The 21,633-nt window shown below is 72.8% G+C and carries 15 protein-coding genes; 8 read left to right on the top strand and 7 right to left on the bottom strand.

Annotated elements, in window-relative coordinates:
* Positions 1–23 precede the first annotated feature (23 nt).
* Genes AB0637_RS01260 through AB0637_RS01240 form a run of 5 tightly spaced genes read left to right on the top strand, consistent with a single transcriptional unit; the run spans position 24 to position 4,355 of the window.
* Complete coding sequence (locus AB0637_RS01260) at positions 24–992, top strand: ABC transporter ATP-binding protein (RefSeq protein WP_366169315.1); 969 nt, start codon at positions 24–26, stop codon at positions 990–992.
* Entirely contained in the window at positions 989–1,645 is a 657-nt protein-coding gene (locus tag AB0637_RS01255) for an ABC transporter permease (RefSeq protein ID WP_366169314.1), read from the top strand. The genes AB0637_RS01260 and AB0637_RS01255 overlap by 4 nt, the downstream gene beginning before the upstream one ends.
* Position 1,646: 1 nt before the next feature.
* Positions 1,647–2,396, top strand: coding sequence for an ABC transporter permease (locus AB0637_RS01250; protein WP_366169313.1), 750 nt, complete (start codon positions 1,647–1,649; stop codon positions 2,394–2,396).
* Entirely contained in the window at positions 2,393–3,331 is a 939-nt protein-coding gene (locus AB0637_RS01245) for an ABC transporter substrate-binding protein (RefSeq protein WP_366169312.1), read from the top strand. The genes AB0637_RS01250 and AB0637_RS01245 overlap by 4 nt, the downstream gene beginning before the upstream one ends.
* Positions 3,332–3,377: 46 nt before the next feature.
* Positions 3,378–4,355 carry an SDR family NAD(P)-dependent oxidoreductase gene (locus AB0637_RS01240; protein ID WP_366169311.1) on the top strand — a complete coding sequence of 326 codons (978 nt, stop codon included), beginning with the start codon at positions 3,378–3,380 and terminating at the stop codon, positions 4,353–4,355.
* Between the two features lie 71 nt (positions 4,356–4,426).
* Here the strand turns inward: AB0637_RS01240 and glgB are convergent, their stop codons facing one another.
* Genes glgB through AB0637_RS01220 form a run of 4 tightly spaced genes read right to left on the bottom strand, consistent with a single transcriptional unit; the run spans position 4,427 to position 11,773 of the window.
* Positions 4,427–6,613, bottom strand: a complete 2,187-nt coding sequence (glgB, locus tag AB0637_RS01235) for a 1,4-alpha-glucan branching protein GlgB (RefSeq protein WP_366169310.1) — start codon at positions 6,611–6,613, stop codon at positions 4,427–4,429.
* A 37-nt stretch (positions 6,614–6,650) separates the two neighbouring features.
* Entirely contained in the window at positions 6,651–8,054 is a 1,404-nt protein-coding gene (locus AB0637_RS01230) for an aminoglycoside phosphotransferase (protein ID WP_366169309.1), read from the bottom strand.
* Entirely contained in the window at positions 8,054–9,748 is a 1,695-nt protein-coding gene (gene treS, locus AB0637_RS01225) for a maltose alpha-D-glucosyltransferase (RefSeq protein ID WP_366169308.1), read from the bottom strand. The genes AB0637_RS01230 and treS overlap by 1 nt, the downstream gene beginning before the upstream one ends.
* Positions 9,749–9,760: 12 nt before the next feature.
* Complete coding sequence (locus tag AB0637_RS01220; RefSeq protein WP_366169479.1) at positions 9,761–11,773, bottom strand: alpha-1,4-glucan--maltose-1-phosphate maltosyltransferase; 2,013 nt, start codon at positions 11,771–11,773, stop codon at positions 9,761–9,763.
* A 155-nt stretch (positions 11,774–11,928) separates the two neighbouring features.
* On the opposite strand from AB0637_RS01220, the gene glgP reads away from it, so the two are divergent.
* A complete protein-coding gene (glgP, locus tag AB0637_RS01215; RefSeq protein ID WP_366169307.1) occupies positions 11,929–14,493 on the top strand; it encodes an alpha-glucan family phosphorylase in 2,565 nt (854 codons plus the stop codon).
* On the opposite strand, the gene AB0637_RS01210 is transcribed toward glgP, so the two are convergent.
* Both AB0637_RS01210 and glgX read right to left on the bottom strand, forming a co-directional pair.
* Positions 14,483–15,169, bottom strand: a complete 687-nt coding sequence (locus tag AB0637_RS01210) for an alpha/beta hydrolase (protein ID WP_366169306.1) — start codon at positions 15,167–15,169, stop codon at positions 14,483–14,485. The genes glgP and AB0637_RS01210 overlap by 11 nt on opposite strands.
* 56 nt (positions 15,170–15,225) lie before the next feature.
* A complete protein-coding gene (glgX, locus tag AB0637_RS01205) occupies positions 15,226–17,397 on the bottom strand; it encodes a glycogen debranching protein GlgX (RefSeq protein ID WP_366169305.1) in 2,172 nt (723 codons plus the stop codon).
* 34 nt (positions 17,398–17,431) lie between these two features.
* Here glgX and AB0637_RS01200 point away from each other — a divergent pair, with 34 nt between their 5' ends.
* Both AB0637_RS01200 and mnmA read left to right on the top strand, forming a co-directional pair.
* Positions 17,432–18,664, top strand: coding sequence for a cysteine desulfurase family protein (locus tag AB0637_RS01200; RefSeq protein ID WP_366169304.1), 1,233 nt, complete (start codon positions 17,432–17,434; stop codon positions 18,662–18,664).
* Positions 18,664–19,764 carry a tRNA 2-thiouridine(34) synthase MnmA gene (gene mnmA / locus AB0637_RS01195; RefSeq protein ID WP_366169303.1) on the top strand — a complete coding sequence of 367 codons (1,101 nt, stop codon included), beginning with the start codon at positions 18,664–18,666 and terminating at the stop codon, positions 19,762–19,764. Before AB0637_RS01200 ends, mnmA begins: the two co-directional genes overlap by 1 nt.
* Here mnmA and AB0637_RS01190 read toward each other — a convergent pair.
* The gene (locus AB0637_RS01190) at positions 19,689–21,620 is read right to left on the bottom strand and encodes an EAL domain-containing protein (RefSeq protein ID WP_366169302.1); all 1,932 of its coding nucleotides are present in this window, start codon (positions 21,618–21,620) and stop codon (positions 19,689–19,691) included. The two genes, mnmA and AB0637_RS01190, sit on opposite strands and share 76 nt — an antisense overlap.
* Between the last annotated feature and the right edge of the window lie 13 nt (positions 21,621–21,633).

Here is a 21,633-nt window from a genome sequence, read left to right as displayed (position 1 = left end):
GGTCAAACATCGGAGCCGCCCCAGTGATCACCTTCGAGGCCGTCCGCAAGCAGTTCCCCGACGGGACCGTCGCGGTCGACGACCTCGACCTCGAGCTGCCGACCGGCAGGATCACGGTCTTCGTCGGACCGTCCGGGTGCGGCAAGACGACCTCGTTGCGGATGATCAACCGGATGGTCGACCCCACCGGCGGCACCGTGCGCATCGACGGCGAGGACGTCCGCAGCAAGCCGCCGGCCGAGCTGCGCCGGGGGATCGGCTACGTCATCCAGCACGCGGGGCTCTTCCCGCACAAGACCGTCCTCGACAACGTCCTCACCGTCCCCAAGCTCGTGGGACGGGGCCGCGAGCGCACGCGCGCACTGGAACTGCTCGAACGCGTCGGCCTGCCGACCTCGTTCGCCGACCGGTACCCCGCGCAGCTGTCCGGCGGCCAGCAGCAGCGCGTCGGCGTCGCCCGCGCCCTCGCGGCGGACCCGCCCGTCATGCTCATGGACGAACCGTTCAGCGCCGTCGACCCCATCGTGCGCCACCAGTTGCAGGAGGAGTTCCTGCGGCTGCAGGGCGACCTCGGCAAGACCATCGCCCTCGTCACGCACGACATCGACGAGGCCGTCGTCCTCGGCGACCGCATCGCCGTGTTCCGCGAGGGCGGGCACCTGGCGCAGGTCGGTTCCCCGCGGGAACTGCTCACCGAACCGGCCGACGACTTCGTCCGGAACTTCGTCGGACGCGACCGCGGCTACCGCGGGCTCAGCTTCCAGGGCACGGAGGGGCTCGTGCTGCGACCGCTGGACGGGGTCCGCCTCGACGAGGCCGGCCGTCCGCTGGACGTCGACGGGACGTTCCGCGCCGGGGACTCGCTGCGCGTCGTCATCGACCTGACCCTCACGTCCCCCACGGGCACCGCCGTCCAGGTCGACGCGGACGGCCGCGCCACCGGCCTGGTGCACCACCACGACCTCGTGGACCTGCTGGAGAAGCGCCGGTGAACGAGATCTGGACGTACCTCTCGGAGAACCAGGCCACCGTCCTGGACGCGTTGCAGCAGCACGTCGTCCTGGCCGTCCTGCCCCTGCTCATCGGGGTCGCCGTGGCGCTGCCCGTGGGGTACCTCGGGGTGCGGTACGGCTGGCTCTACCACCCGCTCCTCAACGTCTCCGGGCTCGTCTACTCGATCCCCTCGCTCGCGGTCTTCGTCGCCCTGCCGTACGTGCTGGGGACGAAGATCCTCTCGCCCGTGAACATCGTCGTGGCGCTCGCGCTCTACACGGTGGCGCTCATGGCCCGCACCGTCGCCGACGGCCTGCGGTCCGTGGACCCCACCCTCACCGAGGCCGCGACGGCCATGGGCTACAAGCGGACCCGCCGCCTGCTGGAGGTGGAACTGCCGCTGGCCGCCCCCGTCATCCTCGCCGGCGTCCGGGTCGCCGCGGTCTCGAACATCTCGCTCGTCAGCGTCGGCGCCCTCCTGGGCGTCGGCGGGCTGGGGGCGCTGTTCACCCGCGGCTTCCAGTTGTTCTACACGGCGCCGATCATCGTCGGGATCGTCCTGTCGATCGCGCTGGCGGGCATCGCGGACCTGCTCATCGTCCTGTTCCAGCGGGCGGTCACCCCGTGGGCCCGCGCCGTGAAGGGAGCCTGACGTGGACGGAACGCCGTACCTGCTCGACGGGGCGAACTGGGCCTGGTCCTCCTCGGGCAGCATCCCGCACCTGCTGCTGGCGCACCTGGGCTACACGGGCCTGTCCGTGCTCGTCGGGTTCCTCATCGCCTTCCCCGTCGGTCTGCTCATCGGGCACACGGGCAAGGGGTCCTTCATCGCCATCAACGCCGGGAACGCGGGGCGTTCGCTGCCCACGCTCGGGCTGCTGAGCCTGCTCGTCGTCTACATGAGCAGCCAGGGCTTCCTGCCCGTGCTCATCGCCCTCGTGGTCCTCGTCATCCCGCCGATCCTCACCTCGACGTACGCCGGGCTGCGGACGGTGGACCCGAACGCGGTGGACGCGGCGCGGGGGATGGGCATGAGCTCGACCCAGGTCCTCTTCCGGGTGGAACTGCCGATGGCCCTGCCGGTCGTGTTCGGCGGCGTGCGAGCCGCTGTCCTGCAGGTGGTCGCGACCGCCACGGTCGCGGCCTACGTCGGGCTGTCCGGCCTGGGGCGCCTGCTCGTGGACGGCCTGGCGCTCAACGACTACGGCCGCATGGTCGCGGGGGCCGTCGTGGTCGCCGCCCTGGCCGTCGTCCTCGACCTGCTGCTCGGACTCGTCCAGCGGTACGTCGTCTCGCCCGGCATCACGGGTCGCGGACTGTCCCGAGCACGGGGCACCCGATCCGTGGCAGAGTCCGGGACGGTCCCGGAACCAGAACTCGTCACGTCGAAAGGCTCGTCATGAACCGCAGGAACCTGCTCGGCCTCGCCCTCGTGGGCTCCCTCACGGCGACGCTGGCCGCGTGTGGCGGCGGTGACGACCCGCTGGCCACGGACAGCACGCCCGCCGCCGGCGGCTCCGCCGACGCCAAGACGATCATCGTCGGCTCGGCCAACTTCCCCGAGAGCGAACTGCTCGCCGAGATGTACAGCCAGGTCCTCGAGGCCAAGGGCGTCACGGTGCAGCGCAAGTTCAACATCGGCGCCCGCGAGCTCTACCTCAAGGCGCTCGACGACGGCTCGATCGACCTGCTGCCCGAGTACAACGGCGCGCTCCTCGCGTACTACCTCAAGGGCGACGCGCCGCAGGGCGTGTCCAGCCCGGAGACGGTGCTGGACGCCCTCAAGAAGGAGATCCCCTCCGGTCTGGAGGTCCTCGACCAGTCCGCGGCGGAGGACAAGGACTCCCTCTCGGTGACGTCCGAGACGAAGTCGAAGTACAACCTCACGTCCATCGCCGACCTCGCGCCCGTCGCCAAGGACCTCACCATCGGCGCCGGCCCGGAGTTCCAGGAGCGCTACCAGGGCCTGAAGGGTCTGCAGGAGCTCTACGGCGTCGAGTTCGGCACGTTCCGTCCGCTCGACGCGGGTGGCCCGTTGACCGTCGCGGCCCTGAAGGACGGGTCGATCCAGGTCGGGAACATCTTCACGACCGACTCCTCCATCGAGACGAACAAGTTCGTCGTCCTGGAGGACCCGAAGAACCTGTTCCTGGCCCAGAACGTGCTGCCGCTCATCCGGTCCTCGAAGAACAACAGCACCGTCACCGAGGCGCTCAACGCCTTCTCGGCCAAGCTCACCACCGAGAGCCTCACGAAGTACCTGGCGCAGGTGCAGGTCGACAAGAAGACCTCGGCCGCGGTGGCCAAGGACTTCCTCTCGGCCAACGGCCTCGTCTGACCCGCGGGTCTGATCCGCTGCAGGGTGCGGGCGTACCGTCGCCCGGGTGACTGAGCACACCCGCACCCCGCAGGCGCCCGTCGGATCCGGCTTCGGCCACGACACGACGGCCGCGGAGGTCCTCGAGGGCCTCGACCTGTCCGGCCGCACCGTCGTCCTGACGGGCGGCTACTCCGGCATCGGCCTCGAGGCGACCCGCGCCCTCACCGCCGCCGGCGCGCACGTCGTCGTCCCGGCCCGGCGGCCCGAGCACGCGGCCGCCGAACTGGCCGGCATCGAGGGCGTCGAGGTCGCCGAGCTCGACCTCGCCGACCAGGGCAGCATCGCCCGTTTCGCCCAGGAGTTCCTCGACTCCGGCCGCCCTCTGCACGCCCTCATCGGCAACGCCGGGATCATGGCCTGCCCCGAGACGCGGATCGGCGACGGCTGGGAGGCGCAGTTCGGCACGAACCACCTCGGCCACTACGCCCTCGTCAACCGCCTGTGGCCGGCGGTCGAAGCCGGCGGCGGTCGCGTCGTCGTCCTCTCCAGCTCGGCGCACCACCGCTCGCCGATCCGCTTCGAGGACCCGATGTTCACCCGCGGCGACTACGACAAGTGGGAGGCCTACGGGCAGGCCAAGACGGCCAACGCCCTGTTCGCGGTGCACCTCGACGCCCTCGCCGCGCCGCGCGGGGTCCGTGCCTTCTCCGTGCACCCCGGCGGAATCATGACGCCGCTGCAGCGGCACCTGCCGCGCGAGGAGATGGTCGCCCTCGGCTGGATCGACGACGACGGCGAACTGCTCATGGACGGGTTCAAGTCCCCACAGGCCGGCGCGGCAACCGAGGTCTGGGCGGCGACGAACCCCGTCCTGGACGGGAAGGGCGGGGTGTTCTGCGAGGACTGCGAGGTCGCCCTGCCGGTCGACGCGGAGCGCCCGCCGTTCACGGCCGGGGTCGCCCCGCACGCCACCGACCCCGAGGCCGCGGCGCGGCTGTGGACGCTGTCCGCGGAACTGACGGGCGTCGACGCCTTCGCCTGAGCGGCTGGTGCACCCGTCGCCCCGCGCGGACCGTTCCGCGCGGGGCCACGGGACCCGTCAGCCCGGTGGGGTCAGGCGGGGACGAGCCAGGTGACACCGAGCGGCGGGACGCGCAGCTGCGCGGAGAACCGCTGACCGTTCCAGGCCATGTCCTCGGCCTGCAGGGTTCCGGTGTTCACGACGCCGGACCCGGCGAACTCCTCGGCGTCGGTGTTGAGCACCTCGCGCCAGGCACCCGGCTGGGGGAGGCCGACGCGGAAGTCCTCGTAGGCGCTCCCGGAGAAGTTGCAGACCGCCACCAGCGGCTTCTTCTCCGTCGACCAACGCACGAACGACAGCAGGTTGCGCTGGTTGTCGCCGCCGTCGATCCAGTCGAAACCCTCCGGCGTGAAGTCGTCCGACCAGAGCTCGGGCCGCGCCTTGTAGACGGCGTTCAGCTGGGATACGAGCTTGAGCAGCCCCGCGTGCCACGGGGTGTCGAGCAGCCACCAGTCCAGGGAGCGGGACTCCGACCACTCGGCCTCCTGGCCGAGTTCGGACCCCATGAACAGCAACTGCTTGCCGGGGTGGGACCACATGTACGCCAGGTAGGCGCGGACGTTGGCGAGCTGCTGCCAGCGGTCACCGGGCATCTTGCGCAGCAACGACCCCTTGCCGTGCACGACCTCGTCGTGGGAGATCGGCAGGCAGAAGTTCTCGCTGTACGCGTAGACGAGGCTGAACGTCAGCTCGCCGTGGTGGTACTGGCGGTGCACGGGGTCCTGGCTGATGTACTGCAGCGAGTCGTGCATCCAGCCCATGTTCCACTTCAGGCCGAACCCGAGACCGCCGCCGCTCGTCGGAGCCGTCACCCCCGGGTAGGCCGTCGACTCCTCGGCGATCATCATGATCCCGGGGGTCCGCTTGTAGGCGGTGGCGTTGGCTTCCTGCAGGAAGCTCACCGCCTCGAGGTTCTCGCGGCCGCCGAACTGATTCGGCTCCCACTCGCCCTCGTTGCGGGAGTAGTCGAGGTAGAGCATCGAGGCGACCGCGTCGACGCGCAGACCGTCGGCGTGGAACTCCTCGAGCCAGTACAAACCGGACGCGACGAGGAAGTTGCGCACCTCGGAGCGGCCGAAGTTCGGGATGTACGTGCCCCAGTCCATGTGCTCGCCGCGGCGGGGGTCCGGGTGCTCGTAGAGCGCGGTCCCGTCGAAGCGGGCCAGGGCGAACTCGTCCTTGGGGAAGTGGCCGGGGACCCAGTCGATGATGACGCCGATGCCCGCCTGGTGCAGGGCGTCGATGAGGTGCCGCAGCTCGTCGGGGGTCCCGAACCGGGACGTCGGCGCGAAGTAGCCCGTGACCTGGTAACCCCAGGACCCGCCGAAGGGGTGCTCCATGACGGGCAGGAACTCGACGTGCGTGAACCCCGCGGCGCTGACGTAGTCGACGAGCTCGGTCGCCAGCTCGGTGTACGACAGGCCCTGGCGCCAGGAGGCCAGGTGCACCTCGTAGATCGAGACGGGACCGTCCTGGGCGCTGCGGGCGGCGCGCTCGGTGAGCCAGGCCTCGTCGCCCCAGGTGTACGAGGACTCCGTGACGACCGAGGCGGTCGCCGGCGGGACCTCGCTGTAGCGCGCCATCGGGTCGGCCTTCTGCCGCCAGTGGCCGTCGGGGCCGAGGATCTCGTACTTGTACCGCGCCCCGGCGACCACGCCCGGCAGGAAGACCTCCCAGACCCCGGAGGACCCGAGCGAGCGCATCCCCTCGGTGCGCCCGCTCCAGTGGTTGTGGTCGCCGACGACGCGCACGGCCTGGGCGTTGGGGGCCCACACGGCGAACGACGTGCCCTCGACCGGCCCGAGCGGACCGTTCCACCGCTGGACGTGGCTGCCGAGGACGTTCCACAGCTCCTCGTGCCGGCCCTCGCCGATGAGGTGCAGGTCGACCTCGCCGACGGTCGGCAGGAAGCGGTAGGGGTCGTCGACGAGCAGGGGTTCGCCGTCGTCGTAGACGACCTCGACGCGGTAGTCGCCGACCGTGCTGTCGGGCTGGACGCCGACCCAGACGCCGTCGTGCTCGTGCACGAGGCCCGTGCGCGTGCCGGACTCGTCGACGATCGTCACCGACGAGGCGAAGGGCTTCAGGACGCGGTAGGTGACGCCGCCGTCGTGGGCGTGCGCGCCGAGCACCGAGTGCGGCGACCAGTGCGCCCCGGCGGCGGCGCGCGCGAGGGAGTCGGCGTCGATCGGTCGGGGGGTGGGGGCTTCACCGGTCATGCGTTGCAGTCTCCCGTGATCATCGTGGGGTCGCCTCTCAGGACGCGTCTGGGGTGGCGGGGCCGAGCAACCGGTGGACGGCGTCCAGCGGGATGCGCAGCCAGTCCGGCCGGTTGCGTGCTTCGTAGACCACCTCGTAGAGGGCCTTGTCGAGCTCGAGAGCGGCCAGCAGGACCGCCTGCCCGCCGGTGCGCGGGTCGGTGCCGGCGACCTCGGTGTACCCGTCGAGGAAGGCCGTGCGGCAGTCCGGGCCCCAGCTCCCCGGTGCCGGGACGGTCGAGGCGGCGTAGTCGAAGGAGCGGAGCATCCCCGCCACGTCGCGCAGGGCGAGGTCGGGCAGGCTGCGCTCGGCCAGCGGTCGCAGCGGCTCGCCCTCGAAGTCGAGCAGCACCCAGCCCCGGGTCTGCGAGTGCAGCACCTGGCCCAGGTGGTAGTCGCCGTGGACGCGCTGCAGCGGCGGCGCGTCCTGCACGTGCCGGACGGCGTCGACCCGCTCCCGGGCCGCCGCCGCCACCTCGTGCAGCTGCGGGACGGCCGCGCACGCCCACGCGACGCGGTCGAGCAGACCGTCGGCGACGGCGGCCAGGCGTCCGGGGGTCGCCGGTTCGGTGGCCAGCTCCGCGGCGAGCACCGCGTGCACCTCGGCGGTGGCGCGGCCCAGCTCCCGGGCCTGCGCCGTGAAGTCGAGGCCCTGCCCGACGGCGGCCGTCGCGACGCGCCAGGCGTCCTGGGAGCCGGCGAGGAACTCCGTCACGTGGGCGAGGTGGCCGGCGGCCGCCGACCCGTCCGGTCCGGTCCAGCGACCGTCCACCCAGCCCGCGGGGCGGGGGACGCGGGCGCAGCCGGCGTCGGCCAGGGCGGTCTGCACCACGACGTCGGGGTTGTCCCCCGCGGACAGGACGCGGAAGACCTTGGCGATGAGGGGCGTCTCGCCCTCGTCGGCCGAGACCACGATGGAGGTGTTCGACTGCTCACCGGTCAGCACCTTGGTCCGGGCCCCGGCGGGGACGGGCAGCCCGCCCTCGGCGCTGTGGCCGTTGACGCCGACCGCGCGCGAACCCGCACCCTCCTCGCTGGCGACGAGGGTCAGCAGCGCGCGGGTCCAGGTCGGGTCGTGCGGGCCGTCGTAGATCCACGCCGGTGCCCCGTCGACGTCGGGCAGGTCCCCGATGAGGGCGGCCGACAGGTCCGGGTCGGGGGCGGGACGGACCGAGACCGGGACGGAGTACACGGTGTGCGGGGCGTCGGGCCCCTCACCCGCGCGCACGGTCAGCGCGACCAGCTGGGCCACGCCGCCCTCGTCGAGGGGGGTGCGCTCGATCCGCTCCACGTGCACCGCGACGCCCTTGTGGGCGAACCAGCGCTGGGCCGGGGCCCAGCCGCGCAGCAGCTCGGCGATCGCCGCGTCGGAGGCCTGGGAGGTCTTCGCGGGGACACCCATCAGGACGCCTCCACGGTGAGCCAGTAGAACCCGCGCGACCCGCAGGTCACCTCGACCCGTCCGTCGGCGTCCACCGTGCCGAAGGGGGCACCGCCGAAGACGTCGCGCAGCCGCGCGCCGGCGTACCCGGGCAGGCGGAGGGACGCGGCCTGGGGGTGGTCGGAGAGGTTGTTCACGCAGAGCACCGTCTCACCCTCGGCCTCGCCGGACCTCTCGAGGACCCGCAGGAAGGCGAGGACGGCCTCGTTGCTGCAGTGCGCCTCCTCGTCGCGCGAGGTCAGCTGCAGGTAGTCCCCACGCCCGAACGCGGGGTGCTGGCGCCGCACCGCGAGCACGCTGCGCACCCAGTGCAGCAGTGAGGAACCCGTCGCGAGCTGGGCCTCCACGTTGACCGCCTGGTAGTGGTACACGAGCGACTGCACCGTCGGCAGGTACAGCTTGCCGGGGTCGGCCGCCGAGAACCCGGCGTTGCGGTCCGGCGTCCACTGCATCGGGGTGCGGACGGCGTCCCGGTCGTCCAGCCAGATGTTGTCGCCCATCCCGATCTCGTCGCCGTAGTACAGGCAGGGGCTGCCGGGCAGCGACAGGACGAGGGCGTGGATGAGCTGCAGCTCCGGCCGGGAGTTGTCCAGCAGCGGGGCGAGCCGGCGCCGGATCCCGACGTTCGCGCGCATCCGCGGGTCGGGGGCGTACCAGCCGTACATCGACGCACGTTCCTCGGTGGTGACCATCTCGAGCGTCAGCTCGTCGTGGTTGCGCAGGAACGTGCCCCACTGACCGCTGGACGTCGGGATCCGCGGGGTGGCCGAGAGGATGTCGGTGATGGGTGTGGCCCGGCCCTCGCGCAGCGCGTAGTACAGGCGCGGCATGACGGGGAAGTGGAAGCACATGTGGCACTCCGGCTCCTCCTCGGTGCCGAAGTACTCCACGACGTCGAACGGCCACTGGTTCGCCTCGGCCAGCAGGACCCGGCCGGGGTACTCCTCGTCCACCATGCGCCGCAGGCGGTGCAGGTACCGGTGCGTGGCCGGCAGGTTCTCGCCGTTCGTCCCCTCGGCCACGTACAGGTACGGCACGGCGTCGAGGCGGAACCCGTCGATGCCCATGTCCATCCAGAACCGGACGGTGTCGAACATCGCCTCCTCGACGTCGGGGTTGTCGAAGTTGAGGTCGGGCTGGTGGGAGAAGAAGCGGTGCCAGTAGTACTGCCGCCGCACGGGGTCGAACGTCCAGTTCGACGTCTCGGTGTCGACGAAGATGATCCGGGCGTCGGGGTACTCCTCGCCCGTGTCGCTCCAGACGTAGAAGTCCCCGTACGGACCTTCGGGGTCGGACCGGCTCGCCTGGAACCACGGGTGCTGGTCGCTCGTGTGGTTCATCACGAGGTCGGTCACGACGCGGATCCCGCGCTCGTGGGCCTGCGCGACGAGGTGCTGGAAGTCGGCGAGCGTGCCGAACTCGGGCAGCACGGCGTTGTAGTCGGAGATGTCGTACCCGCCGTCGCGCAGGGGCGAGGCGTAGAAGGGCGGCAACCAGAGGCAGTCGACGCCGAGCCACTCCAGGTAGTCCAGCTTCGCCGTCAGGCCGGTGAAGTCACCCGTGCCCGACCCGTTGGAGTCCGCGAAGGCGCGGACCAGCACCTCGTAGAAGACGGCGGTCTTGTACCACTCGGGGTCCTCGCGCAGGCCCGCCACCGCAGTGCCGCGTCAGCCCGTGACGTGGAACACGTGAGCGGGTTCGACGTACGGGTCGAGCTTGACGTAGTCGTGCTCGCCCCACTCGAACTCCGCGCCGGTGATCTCGTCGCGCACCGTGAAGCGCTCCCACCACTGCCGCCCGAGGGCGCCCATGTCGAGGTGGACGGTCGTCTCGCGGGTCGCGTGCGGATCGAGGTTGACGACGACGAGGACGAGGTCCTCGGTGCCGTCGAGCTCGACGCGGCGGCGCGAGAAGCACAGCACGTTCTCGTCGTCGGTGGCGTGGAAGACGGTGCCGCGCAACTGCTGCAGCGCCGGGTGGTGGTTGCGGACGAAGTTCAGCTTGGCCAGGTACGGCGCCAGCGACCAGCCCTCGCGCTCGGCCTTGGCGAAGTCCCGCGGGCGGTACTGGTACTTCTCGTTGTCCAGCTGCTCCTCGGCGCCCGGCCGGGCGGCGTGCTCGATGAGCTCGTAGCCGGTGTAGATCCCCCACGACGGCGACAGCAGCGCCGCGAGGACGGCCCGCAGCTTGAAGACCGGCGGCCCGCCGTACTGCATGGTCGGCGTGAGGATGTCGTGCGTCGTCGGCCAGAAGTTCGGGACCATGTAGTGCGCCGACTCGGTGGTGAGCTGCTGCAGGTACTCCCGCAGCTCCCACGCCTGGTTGCGCCAGGCGAAGTAGGAGTACGACTGCTGGAAACCGACCTTGGCCAGCGTGTGCATCATCGCCGGCTTGGTGAAGGCCTCCGCCAGCCAGACCACCTCGGGGTGCTCGGCGTTGACCTCCGCGATGAGCCACTCCCAGAACTCCACGGGCTTGGTGTGCGGGTTGTCGACGCGGAACAGCGTGACGCCGTGCTCGACCCAGAGCAGCACCATGCGCTTGACCTCGGCGTAGATCCCCGCCGGGTCGTTGTCGAAGTTCAGCGGGTAGATGTCCTGGTACTTCTTCGGCGGGTTCTCGGCGAAGGCGATGGACCCGTCGGCGCGCGTGGTGAACCACTCGGGGTGCTCGGTGACCCACGGGTGGTCCGGGGCGCACTGCAACGCGATGTCCATGGCGACCTCGAGGCCGAGCTCCCTGGCCCGGCCGACGAAGGCGTCGAAGTCCTCGAACGTCCCGAGGTCGGGGTGCAGGGCGTCGTGCCCCCCCTCGGCGGCCCCGATCGCGTACGGCGACCCCGGGTCCAGCGGGCCGGCGGTCAGGGTGTTGTTCGGGCCCTTGCGGTTGACCCGGCCGATCGGGTGGATCGGCGTGAGGTAGGCGATGTCGAAGCCCATCTCCTTGATCGCCGGCAGGCGCTCGGCGGCGGTCCGGAAGGTCCCGGAGACCCAGCGACCGGCCTCCTCGTCCCAGGACGCGCCCTCGGAGCGCGGGAAGAACTCGTACCAGGCGCTGAACGCCGCGAGCTTGCGCTCCACCTTCACGGGGTACGTCGTGGACGGGCTCAGCAGTTCGCGGACCGGGAGGCGCTCCAGCACGGCCCGCACCTGCTCGGTGCGTCCGGCGTCCAGGCGTTCGTGGTCGCCGCGGGAGGTGTCCCGCAGCGCGGTGGCGGCGGCGTGCAGGACCGCGGCGTCCTCGGGGGACCGGCCGTCCTGCTCCGCCGCGCGTTCGAGCAGGCGGGCGCCCTCCTCGAGCATGAGAGCCACGTCGACCCCGGCCTCGACCTTGATGGTGGCGTCGTGGTCCCACGTGCCGTAGGGGTCCGACCAGCCCTCGACCCGCAGGCCCCACAGGCCCTCGGCGTCGGGGGAGAGGGTGGCGACGTAGGCGTCCTTGCCGGGGTTGACGCAGGTCATCCGGGCCGACGGGCCGTCGGTGCCGTCGGGGCGGACGAGCACGGCCGTCGCGGCGACGGCGTCGTGGCCCTCCCGGAAGACGGTGGCGCTCACGGGGATCAGCTCACCGGGCACGGCCTGCGAGGGCCAGCGCCCGCCGTCGACGACGGGTTGGACGTCGAGCACGGGGATGCGTCCCACGGTGGGCTGCCGGGACCCCGTGGCGGGGCCGGTCAGCACGCTCACCTGGTCCTGGGCACGGTCCTGAGCGCGGGCCTGGTCACGGGCCTGGTCGATCGTCACGGGGCGAACCTATCGAGAGGCGACGCGCCCGTCGCGGGGAAGTGCGACCCAATCCGTCGCGGTGGGGTGATCACCGGTCTAGGGTCGGCGCCGTGAGAGCAATCAGGCGCTTCACCGTCCGCACCGTGCTCCCCGCGCCGTTGGCGCCGCTGGGGGACCTCGCGAGCAACCTGAGGTGGTCGTGGCACAAGCCCACCCGGGACCTGTTCGAGTCGATGGATCCCGCCGCGTGGGTCGCGGTCCACCGAGAACCCGGGGCCCTGCTCGGTGCCCTGAGCACCGAACGGCTCGACGCGCTGGCGCGGGACGCGCAGTTCGTGGAGGGGGTCCGCACGGCCGCCGCCGACCTCGAGGCCTACCTGTCCCGCCCCGGCTGGTACGCCGGTCTGGGGAAGGACGCGCCCGCCTCGATCGCCTACTTCTCGATGGAGTTCGGGATCACGGGCGCCCTGCCGCAGTACTCCGGCGGGCTCGGGATCCTCGCGGGGGACCACCTGAAGTCGGCGAGCGACCTCGCCGTCCCGATCGTCGGCGTGGGGCTCTTCTACGCGACGGGCTACTTCAAGCAGTCGCTCTCTCGCGACGGCTGGCAGCAGGAGACGTACCCCGTGCTGGACCCCGACGGCCTCCCGCTGTCGCTGCTGCGCGAGGACGACGGCAGCGCGGCCAAGGTGTCGGTGGACCTTCCCGGGGGTCGGCGGCTGCACGCCCAGGTGTGGAAGGCGCAGGTGGGCCGGGTGCCCCTGCTGCTGCTCGACTCCGACGTGGAGGACAACGACGAGGCCGCGCGCGGGGTCACCGACCGGCTCTACGGCGGCGGTGGCGAGCACCGCCTGCAGCAGGAACTGCTCTGCGGGGTCGGCGGGGTCCGGGCCCTGCGCCTGTGGTCGCGCCTGACCGGTGCGCCGGAGCCGGAGGTCTACCACACCAACGAGGGCCACGCCGGGTTCCTGTCCGTGGAGCGGATCCGCGAGCAGGTCGAGCGCGGGCTCGGGTTCGACGAGGCCCTCGAGGCCGTCCGCGCCGCGACGGTGTTCACCACGCACACCCCCGTGCCCGCCGGCATCGACCGCTTCGGCCGCGACCAGATCGGCCTGTACTTCGGGGGCGACAACCCGCTGCCGGGGGTCCCGGTCGAGCGCATCCTCGCCCTCGGCGCCGAGGACTACCCGGGCGGGGACCCGAACGTCTTCAACATGGCCGTCATGGGGTTGCGGCTCGCCCAGCGCGCGAACGGCGTCTCGCAGCTGCACGGCGCCGTCAGCCGCGGGATGTTCGACGGCCTCTGGCCGGGTTTCGACGCCCCCGAGGTGCCGATCTCCTCGATCACGAACGGTGTGCACGCCCCCACGTGGGTCGCGCCCGAGGTGTTCGCGATGGGCAAGCAGTACATCGGGCCCGAACTCCCGCGCGAGGGTCTCGGCTTCGAGAAGGTCGGCCAGGTCCCGGACGAGGAGATCTGGCGGACCCGCCGGGTCCTGCGCGGCCGGCTCGTGGAGGACGCGCGCCGGCGGCTGAAGCTGTCCTGGCTGCAGCGTGGGGCCTCGGAGGCGGAACTGGCCTGGACGAAGGACGTCCTGGACCCCGACGTCCTGACGATCGGGTTCGCCCGCCGCGTGCCGACCTACAAGCGGTTGACGCTCATGCTGCGCGACCCCGAGCGGCTCAAGCAGATGCTGCTGCACCCGCAGCGGCCGGTCCAGCTCGTCATCGCGGGCAAGTCGCACCCGGCCGACGAGACGGGCAAGCGGCTCATCCAGCAGATGGTCCGGTTCGCCGACGACCCGGCGGTGCGGCACCGCATCGTGTTCCTGCCGAACTACGACATCACCATGGCGTTGTCGCTGTACCCCGGGTGCGACGTGTGGCTGAACAACCCGTTGCGGCCGTTCGAGGCGTGCGGGACGTCGGGCATGAAGGCCGCGCTCAACGGCGGGCTCAACCTCTCGATCCTCGACGGCTGGTGGGACGAGTGGTACGACGGCGGCAACGGCTGGGCGATCCCCACCGCCGACGGCGTCGACGACCCCGACCACCGCGACGACCTCGAGGCCGCCGCGCTCTACGACCTCGTCGAGAACTCCGTCGCGGCCCGGTTCTACGACCGTGACGAACGCGGTCTGCCGGCGCGCTGGCTGGAGATGGTGCGGCACACCCTGGCCTCGCTCGGCCCGAAGGTGCTGGCGAGCCGGATGGTGACCGACTACGTCCAGCAGCTCTACGTGCCGGCGGCCCAGGCCGGCCGCGCGGCCCTGGAGTCCTCGGCCGCGGGGGCACGGGACCTGGCGCACTGGAAGGCCTCCGTGCGCGAGGGCTGGTCCGGGGTCCGCGTGGACCACGTCGAGTCCTCCGGGGTGGGGGACTCCGCGCAGATCGGCGACGTCGTGCACGTGCGCGGCTTCGTCTCGCTCGGCGGGTTGTCGGTCGACGACGTCGAGGTGCAGGTCGTGCACGGCCGCGTCAGCGAGTCCGACGAGCTGCGGCCCTCGGGCACGGTGCGGCTGACCCCGGCGGAGTCGTTCGGCGACGGCCGGCACCGGTTCGAGGGCGAGTTCGCCCTGCGCCAGACCGGGCCGTTCGGCTACACCGTGCGCATCCTGCCCCGGCACACCGGGCTGGCCACGCCCGCGGAACTGGGGCTCGTCGTCAACGCCTGAGGGCGTCCCGAAGGATGTCCAGGACGGCCTCGGGGGCCGTCAGGTGCGGCCAGTGGCCCGCGCCCCGGTCCCCGAGTTCGACCCCCTCCACGAGGGGGTTGAGGGCGTGCAGGGCGTCGAGGTCGACGTCCCGGCTCGACCGGACGTAGGAGGTCGGGACCTGCAACGCCGCGAGCAGCGGCCGGGGGTCCAGGGCCAGGACGGCGTGCCACAACGGCCGCACGGCGGCGGCGTCGGTGGCGAGGATCCCGGCGACGACCTCCTCGCCGAGGGTGGGCTCCCGCGCTCCCCACGAGGCGCGCATCGACGTCTCCAGGGTCCGGCGCCAGTCCGGGCGCAGCACCGCCTCGGCCCGGGCCGTCTTGGTGGCCAGCGCCTCCGGCGTCACCGGCAGGTTGCTGTCGAGCAGCACGAGCCGTCGCAGCCGTCCCGGGTGCCGGACGGCCAGGACGAGACCGACGACCCCTCCCGCGCTGTGCCCCACGAGGACCGCGTCCGCCGGGACCTGCTCGGCGAGCCGGTCCGCGACCGCCGGCAGGGTCACGGGGTCCACCGGGCGCGCCGCGCCGTGGCCGGGCAGTTCGAGGACCACGACGGGCTCGGGGGCCAACCCCGGGGCGACCCGGTCGAAGTGCCAGGGCGCGCAGCCGGTGCCGGGGACCAGGACGACGGTCACGAGGTGGGGGTCACGAGGTGGGGGTCACGGGGCGGGGGTCACGGGGTCGGGCTGCGTCACGGGGTGGCGAGCACCCGGACCGACCACGGCGCGAGCCGCACGGCGCGCCCGGCGGCCGTGGCGCGCCGCCGCCGGTCGGGGGTGGAGGACCAGCGCGGCACGAACGTGCCGATCCCCTCGACGGTCGGCAGCGTGACGTCCTGCAGCCGCGGTCCGCCGTTCACCACGACCAGGACGGAGTCCTGGCCGCGGCCGCGGCCGTCGACGAGGACCTGCAGGATGCGCCGGTCGGCCTGGTGCCAGTCCTCGACGGTCATCTGCCGGCCGTCCTCGGCGAACCACAGCAGGTCCTGCCGCTGGTCGCGCACGGGCGACCCGCGGCGGACCCCGGCCTCGCGCAGCACCGGGTAGCGGCGGCGCAGCGCCAGCAGTTCCCGGACGTCGCCGAGGAGGTCCTGCTGCCAGTCCTGCAGGTCCCAGGCCATCCAGCTGACCTCGTTGTCCTGGCAGTAGGGGTTGTTGTTGCCGCCCTGGCTGCGCCCGAACTCGTCCCCGGCCGTGAGCATCGGCACCCCCGTGGACAGCACGAGGGTGGCGAGCAGGTTCCGGATCGCCCGGCGCCGCAGTTCCAGGACCTGCGGGTCGTCGGTCTCGCCCTCGACCCCGTGGTTCCAGCTGGTGTCGGAGTCCGAACCGTCGCGGTTGCCCTCGCCGTTGGCGTCGTTGTGCTTGCGGTCGTGGGCGACGAGGTCGCCGAGGGTGAACCCGTCGTGGGCGGTGATGAAGTTGACGCTCGTCAGCCGGCCGCGCTGCACGTCGAACGTGTCCGCCGAACCGGCGAAGCGCGTGGCCAGTTCGCGCAGACCGCGTCCGGCGGCCACGGGGGCGGAGTGCCCCAGGGCGATCTCGCGGGCGTCGGTGAGCCAGAACCGCCGGACCCCGTCGCGGTACCGGTCGTTCCACTCGTGCAACGGTTCCGGGAACTGGCCCGTGCGCCAGCCGAACGGACCGACGTCCCACGGTTCGGCGACGAGCTTCGTGCCGGCGAGGACGGGATCGGTGCCGAGGGCCACGAGGAACGGGTGGTCGGGGGAGAACCCGTCGCGCCCGCGCGCCAGCGTCGTCATGAGGTCGAACCGGAACCCGTCGACCCCGTACTCGGTCACCCAGTGCCGCAACGAGTCCAGGGCGAACTGGACGACGCGGCGCTCGGTGAAGTCCAGGGAGTTCCCACAGCCGGTGACGTCGAACGGTCGCCCGCCGGCGTCGCGCAGGTAGTACGTCGCGTCGTCCAGCCCGCGCAGCGACAGGTGCGGCCCGTCCGGGCCCTCCTCGCAGGAGTGGTTGTAGACGACGTCGAGGAGGACCTCGATGCCCGCCTCGTGCAGCCCCTGCACGGCCCGGCGGAACTCGTCGCGGACGGCGTCCGGTCCGGCGGCCCGGGCTGCCGCCGTGGCGTAGCCGGGGTGAGGGGCGTTGAAGGCGAGGGTGTTGTAGCCCCAGTAGTTCACGAGCCCGCGCTGGCGCAGGGCGGTCTCGGACGTGCTGGCGTGGACGGGCAGCAGTTCCAGGGTCGTGACGCCGAGGGAGCGCAGGTGCTCCACGACGGCCGGGTGCGCCAGGGCGGCGTACGTCCCGCGCTCCTGCGCCGGGACGTCCGGGTGCAGGCGGGTGAGCCCGCGCACGTGCGCCTCGTAGACGACGGTGTCGGACCAGGGGACCTCGGGCCGTTCGCCCGGGCTGACCCGCAACGGCGCCGGCAGGGGGGGCAGGACGACGCCGCGGGGGACGTGCGGGGCGCTGTCGCGGGGGTCGGCGACGGCGAGGTCACCGCGCAGCGTCTCGTCGACGGTGTGGCCGAACACCTCCGGCGTCAGGGCCACCTCGCCCTCGACGCCGCGGGCGTAGGGGTCGAGCAGCAGCTTGGCGGGGTTGTGCCGCAGTCCGCGTTCGGGGTCCCAGCGGCCGTGCACGCGCAGGCCGTAGCGGGAGCCCGCGACCAGACCGGGGACGTGCCCGTGCCAGACGCCGTGGTCCACGTCGGGCAACCGGGTCCGCTGCTCGGACCCGTCCGGGCGCAGGACGCAGACGTCGACCGCGTCGGCGTGCCCGGCGAAGACCGCGACGTCGGCTCCCTGTCCGTCCTCGCGCAGGGTCACCCCGAGCGGGTGGCTCCGGCTGCCGGCGCCGGCAGGTGCGGGAGGGTTCGGGCGGATCGGGACGGGCACCGGCGCAGTCTGTCAGTTCCTTACACTCGGGTGTGTGACGGCGGACCACCGGGCCTACCTGGACCACGCCTCGACGACCGCCCTGCGGCCCGAGGCCCTCGAGGCGTACGTGGCCGAGACCGCGCGCGGGGCGGGCAACCCGTCGTCGCTGCACTCGGCCGGGCGCCGGGCCCGGGTGGCCGTGGAGGAGAGCCGCGAGACGCTGGCCGAGCTGCTGGGCGCGCGCCCGGGGGAGGTCGTCTGGACCTCCGGCGGCACCGAGAGCGACAACCTGGCCCTCACCGGCCTCTACCGCGCCCGCCGGGACGCCGACCCGCGGCGCCGGCGGATCGTCCTGGCCGCCACCGAGCACCACGCCGTCCTGGACTGCGTCGAGTGGTTGCAGGCCCGCGAGGACGCCGTCGTCAGCTGGGTCCCGGTCGACGGGACCGGCCTGGTCGACGCGGCCGGTCTGGCCGAGGTCCTCGGCGACGGGTCCGACGTCGCCCTCGTCTCGCTCATGTGGGCCAACAACGAGGTCGGCACCGTCCAGCCCGTCGCCGCCGCCGCGGAGGTCGCGCACGCGGTGGGCGTCCCGTTGCACACCGACGCCGTCCAGGCCGTGGGGCACCTGCCCGTCGACTTCGCCGCGTCCGGGGCCGACCTGCTCTCGCTGTCCGCGCACAAGTTCGGCGGCCCCGTCGGGTCGGGGGCGCTGCTCGTCAAGCGGGGGACGACGCTCGTCCCGCTGCAGCAGGGCGGGGGGCAGGAGCTGGGGGTGCGCTCCGGGACGCTGGACGCGCCGGGCGTCCGGGCCACTGCTGCGGCCCTGCGCGCCGCCGTGGAGGGACTGCCGGTCGAGGCGCAGCGGGTCGCCGCGCTGCGGGACCGCCTGCTGGCGGGGATCGCGACCGTCCCCGGGGCGGTGGTGCGGGGCGCCGCCCCGGGAGCGGGCCGGTTGCCGGGGAACGCGCACGTCACGGTGGAGGGGTGCGAGGGCGACTCCTTGACCTACCTGCTCGACGCGGCCGGGGTCGAGTGCTCGACGGGGTCGGCGTGCCAGGCCGGGGTGCCCCAGCCCAGCCACGTCCTGCTCGCGATGGGCCTGTCCCCGGCCGAGGCGGCCGGCGCGCTGCGCTTCTCCCTGGGGTGGACCTCGACCGTGGCCGACGTCGACGCCGCCGTGCAGGCCCTGGGTCCCGCGGTGGAGCGGGCTCGGCGGGCGAGCGGGTCCCGGGCGCAGCGGGCGCACCGGCGTCCGCGACCGGCGCTGGCGGGGGGCCTCTGATGCGCGTCCTGGCCGCCATGAGCGGTGGGGTGGACTCCGCGGTGGCCGCGGCCCGCGCGGTCGAGGCGGGGCACGACGTCGTCGGCGTCCACATGGCCCTCAACCGCAACCCCGGGACGCTGCGCACGGGCTCGCGCGGGTGCTGCACGATCGAGGACTCCCTCGACGCGCGGCGGGCCGCGGACCTGCTGGGCATCCCGTTCTACGTCTGGGACCTGTCCGAGGACTTCGTCGAGGACGTCGTGGCCGACTTCGTGGCCGAGTACGCCGCGGGCCGGACCCCGAACCCGTGCGTGCGCTGCAACGAGCGCATCAAGTTCGCCGCGCTGCTCGACAAGGGCATCGCGCTGGGGTTCGACGCGGTCGCGACCGGGCACTACGCACAGGTGCGCCCGGGCGCGGACGGGACCGCGGAACTGCACCGTGCCGCCGACGTCGCCAAGGACCAGTCCTACGTGCTCGCCGTGCTCGACGCCGACCAGGTGGCGCACGCGATGTTCCCCCTCGGGGACGCGCCGACGAAGGCGGAGGTGCGCGAGGAGGCACGTCGTCGCGGGCTGCCGGTGGCGGACAAGCCCGACAGCCACGACATCTGCTTCATCCCCGACGGCGACACCCGGGGTTTCCTCGCCGACAAGCTCGGCGAGGTGCCGGGGGAGGTCGTCGACGAGACCGGTGCGGTCCTCGGTTCCCACACCGGCACCTACGGGTTCACGGTGGGGCAGCGCAAGGGGCTCGGGATCGACCGGCCCGCGCCCGACGGGCGGCCGCGCTACGTGCTGAGCATCGAACCCGTGCGCCGGACGGTGACCGTCGGCCCGGCCGAACGGCTGGCCGTCTCCGGGATGCAGGCCGTCGCCCCCGTCTGGAACGGCTCGCCGCCGACCGGGCCGGTCGAGGTCCACGTGCAGGTGCGCGCCCACGGCGAGGCCGTCCCGGCCGTCGTCGAACCCTCGGGGGAGGGGATCGCGGTGACCCTGCGCTCCCCGCTGACCGGTGTCGCCCCCGGCCAGACGGTCGCGGTCTACCGCGGGACGAGGGTGCTGGGGTCGGCGACGATCTCGGGCACGACCGCGCCGGGGGCCGTCGCGAGTTCCTGAGCGGGTTGCGGCCGCGCGTAGAGGAACCCCTGCGCGTAGGTGCAGCTGAGGTTGCGCAGGACGCCGGCCTGCTGCTCGGTCTCGACGCCCTCGGCGACGACGTCGAGTCCGAGGCTGCGGGCGAGTTCGATGATGGACGCGACGAGCAGCGTCGCGGACCCGCCGGTGGCGAGGTCGCTGATGAAGGACCGGTCGATCTTGACGGTGTCGACGGGCAGCCGGCGCAGGTAGGACAGGCTGGAGTAGCCGGTGCCGAAGTCGTCGATGGCGACGAGGACCCCGGCCGAACGCAACTGCGCCAGGCGTGCGGAGACGGCCTCGAGGTCCCCGACGAGGACGCTCTCGGTGACTTCGAGGGTGAGCTGGTGCGGACGCAGACCGCTGTCGCGCAGGGCGTCCCGCACGACGGTGAGGACGTCGTCGGAGGCGAGCTGCACGGCCGACAGGTTCACGGCGACGCTGACGGGGTAGCCCCGCTCCGCGGTCCAGGCGGCGGCCTGCCGGGTCGCCGTGCGCAGCACCCACGCGCCGATGGCCAGGATCGACCCGTTCGCCTCGGCGAGCGGCACGAAGTCCAGCGGGGAGACCATGCCGCGTTCGGGGTGGCACCAGCGCAGCAGGGCTTCGTACCCCTTCGCGCGGTCGGCGCTCTGGTCCGTCGCCCCGGGGTGCCCGGCGGGTCGCCGGAAGTCGACCGTCGCCTGGTAGTAGACCTCGAACTGCCCCTCCTCCAGGGCCGACGCGAGGTCGTCGCGCAGGGACGCCTTGTCCTGCGCCGCAGCCGACATGCCCTCGGTGTACGCGACGAGCCGGTTCTTGCCGCTGGACTTGGCCCAGTACATGGCGAGGTCGGCGTTGCGCAGCAGCTCGGCGGCCGAGTCGAGGTCGCTGCGCTGCTGGCACAGGGTGCTGGTGTCCGCTGTGCCGAGGCTGGCGTGGACGTGCAGCTGGTGCCCCTCGACCGCGACGGGCTGGTCGAGGCTCGCGAGGAACCGCTCTCCGACGCGGCGTGCGGCGGGCTCCCCGCCGTGGAGGACGACGGCGAACTCGTCCCCGCCGAGGCGCGCCACGAGGTCACCGCCGCGCACGCACGCCCGGAGGCGTTCGGTGACGGCGAGGAGGAGCTGGTCACCCGCGGCGTGCCCGCGGGAGTCGTTGACGTTCTTGAAGTCGTCGAGGTCGACGAAGAGGACGGTGATCTCCTCGCGCCGGGACAGGGCCCGCGTGAGGAACTCCTGCAGCAGGGTGCGGTTGGCCAGCCCGGTGAGCGGGTCCCGCAGCCCCTGCTGCTCGTTGAGGCGCCACGAGGCGAGGTGGGTCACGCTGGCCGCGAGGACGAAGGCGGCGTGGACGACCATCCAGCGCCAGGGGTGGGCCATGGCCGCGTGGTGGCTGTAGACGAACTGCGGTTCCAGCGTTCCCAGCACGCCGTGGTGGACGACGACGATCCCCAGGCCGATCGAGAAGGGCACCCAGTCCTGGTACAGGGCGACCAGGCCGATCATGACGAAGAAGTGGAAGTGCGCCTCCGTCTGTCCGCCCCAGAACTGCACGAGCACCGTGGAGGCGGTGAACAGGCTCGCCGACGCGCCGGCCGACCGCAGCTTGCGCGAGTAGCCGCTCGGCACGGCGAGCGCGAGGGGCGCGAGGACGAGCGCCCCGCCGGCGAGGACCTCCACGGGGCCCAGGCCCTGGAAGGCGCCGAAGACCACGAGGCCGAGGGCCTGCAGCCCCGCGACGCGGACGATCGCGCGGTGCCGGCGGTGCCAGACCTCGTCCGGCAGCATGCGGCCCCGGGGCAGCAGGGAGACGAGCGCTGAGGTGGACCGGCGCACGCGACCTCGGAGGGAACTCACGGTCCCCCTTCGT

The sequence above is a fragment of the Kineococcus sp. NPDC059986 genome, from assembly GCF_040702905.1.
Lineage (GTDB): Bacteria > Actinomycetota > Actinomycetes > Actinomycetales > Kineococcaceae > Kineococcus.
The sequence above is the reverse complement of the archived record's forward strand: the minus strand, read 5'-3'. Positions and strand labels throughout refer to the sequence as shown.

Bases quoted from the DNA above. Each gene is read 5' to 3' on its own strand.
- AB0637_RS01245 (WP_366169312.1), top strand. From the start codon at position 2,393: ATGAACCGCAGGAACCTGCTCGGCCTCGCCCTCGTGGGCTCCCTCACG.
- glgB (WP_366169310.1), bottom strand. From the start codon at position 6,613: ATGACCGGTGAAGCCCCCACCCCCCGACCGATCGACGCCGACTCCCTC.
- AB0637_RS01230 (WP_366169309.1), bottom strand. From the start codon at position 8,054: ATGGGTGTCCCCGCGAAGACCTCCCAGGCCTCCGACGCGGCGATCGCC.
- mnmA (WP_366169303.1), top strand. From the start codon at position 18,664: ATGCGCGTCCTGGCCGCCATGAGCGGTGGGGTGGACTCCGCGGTGGCC.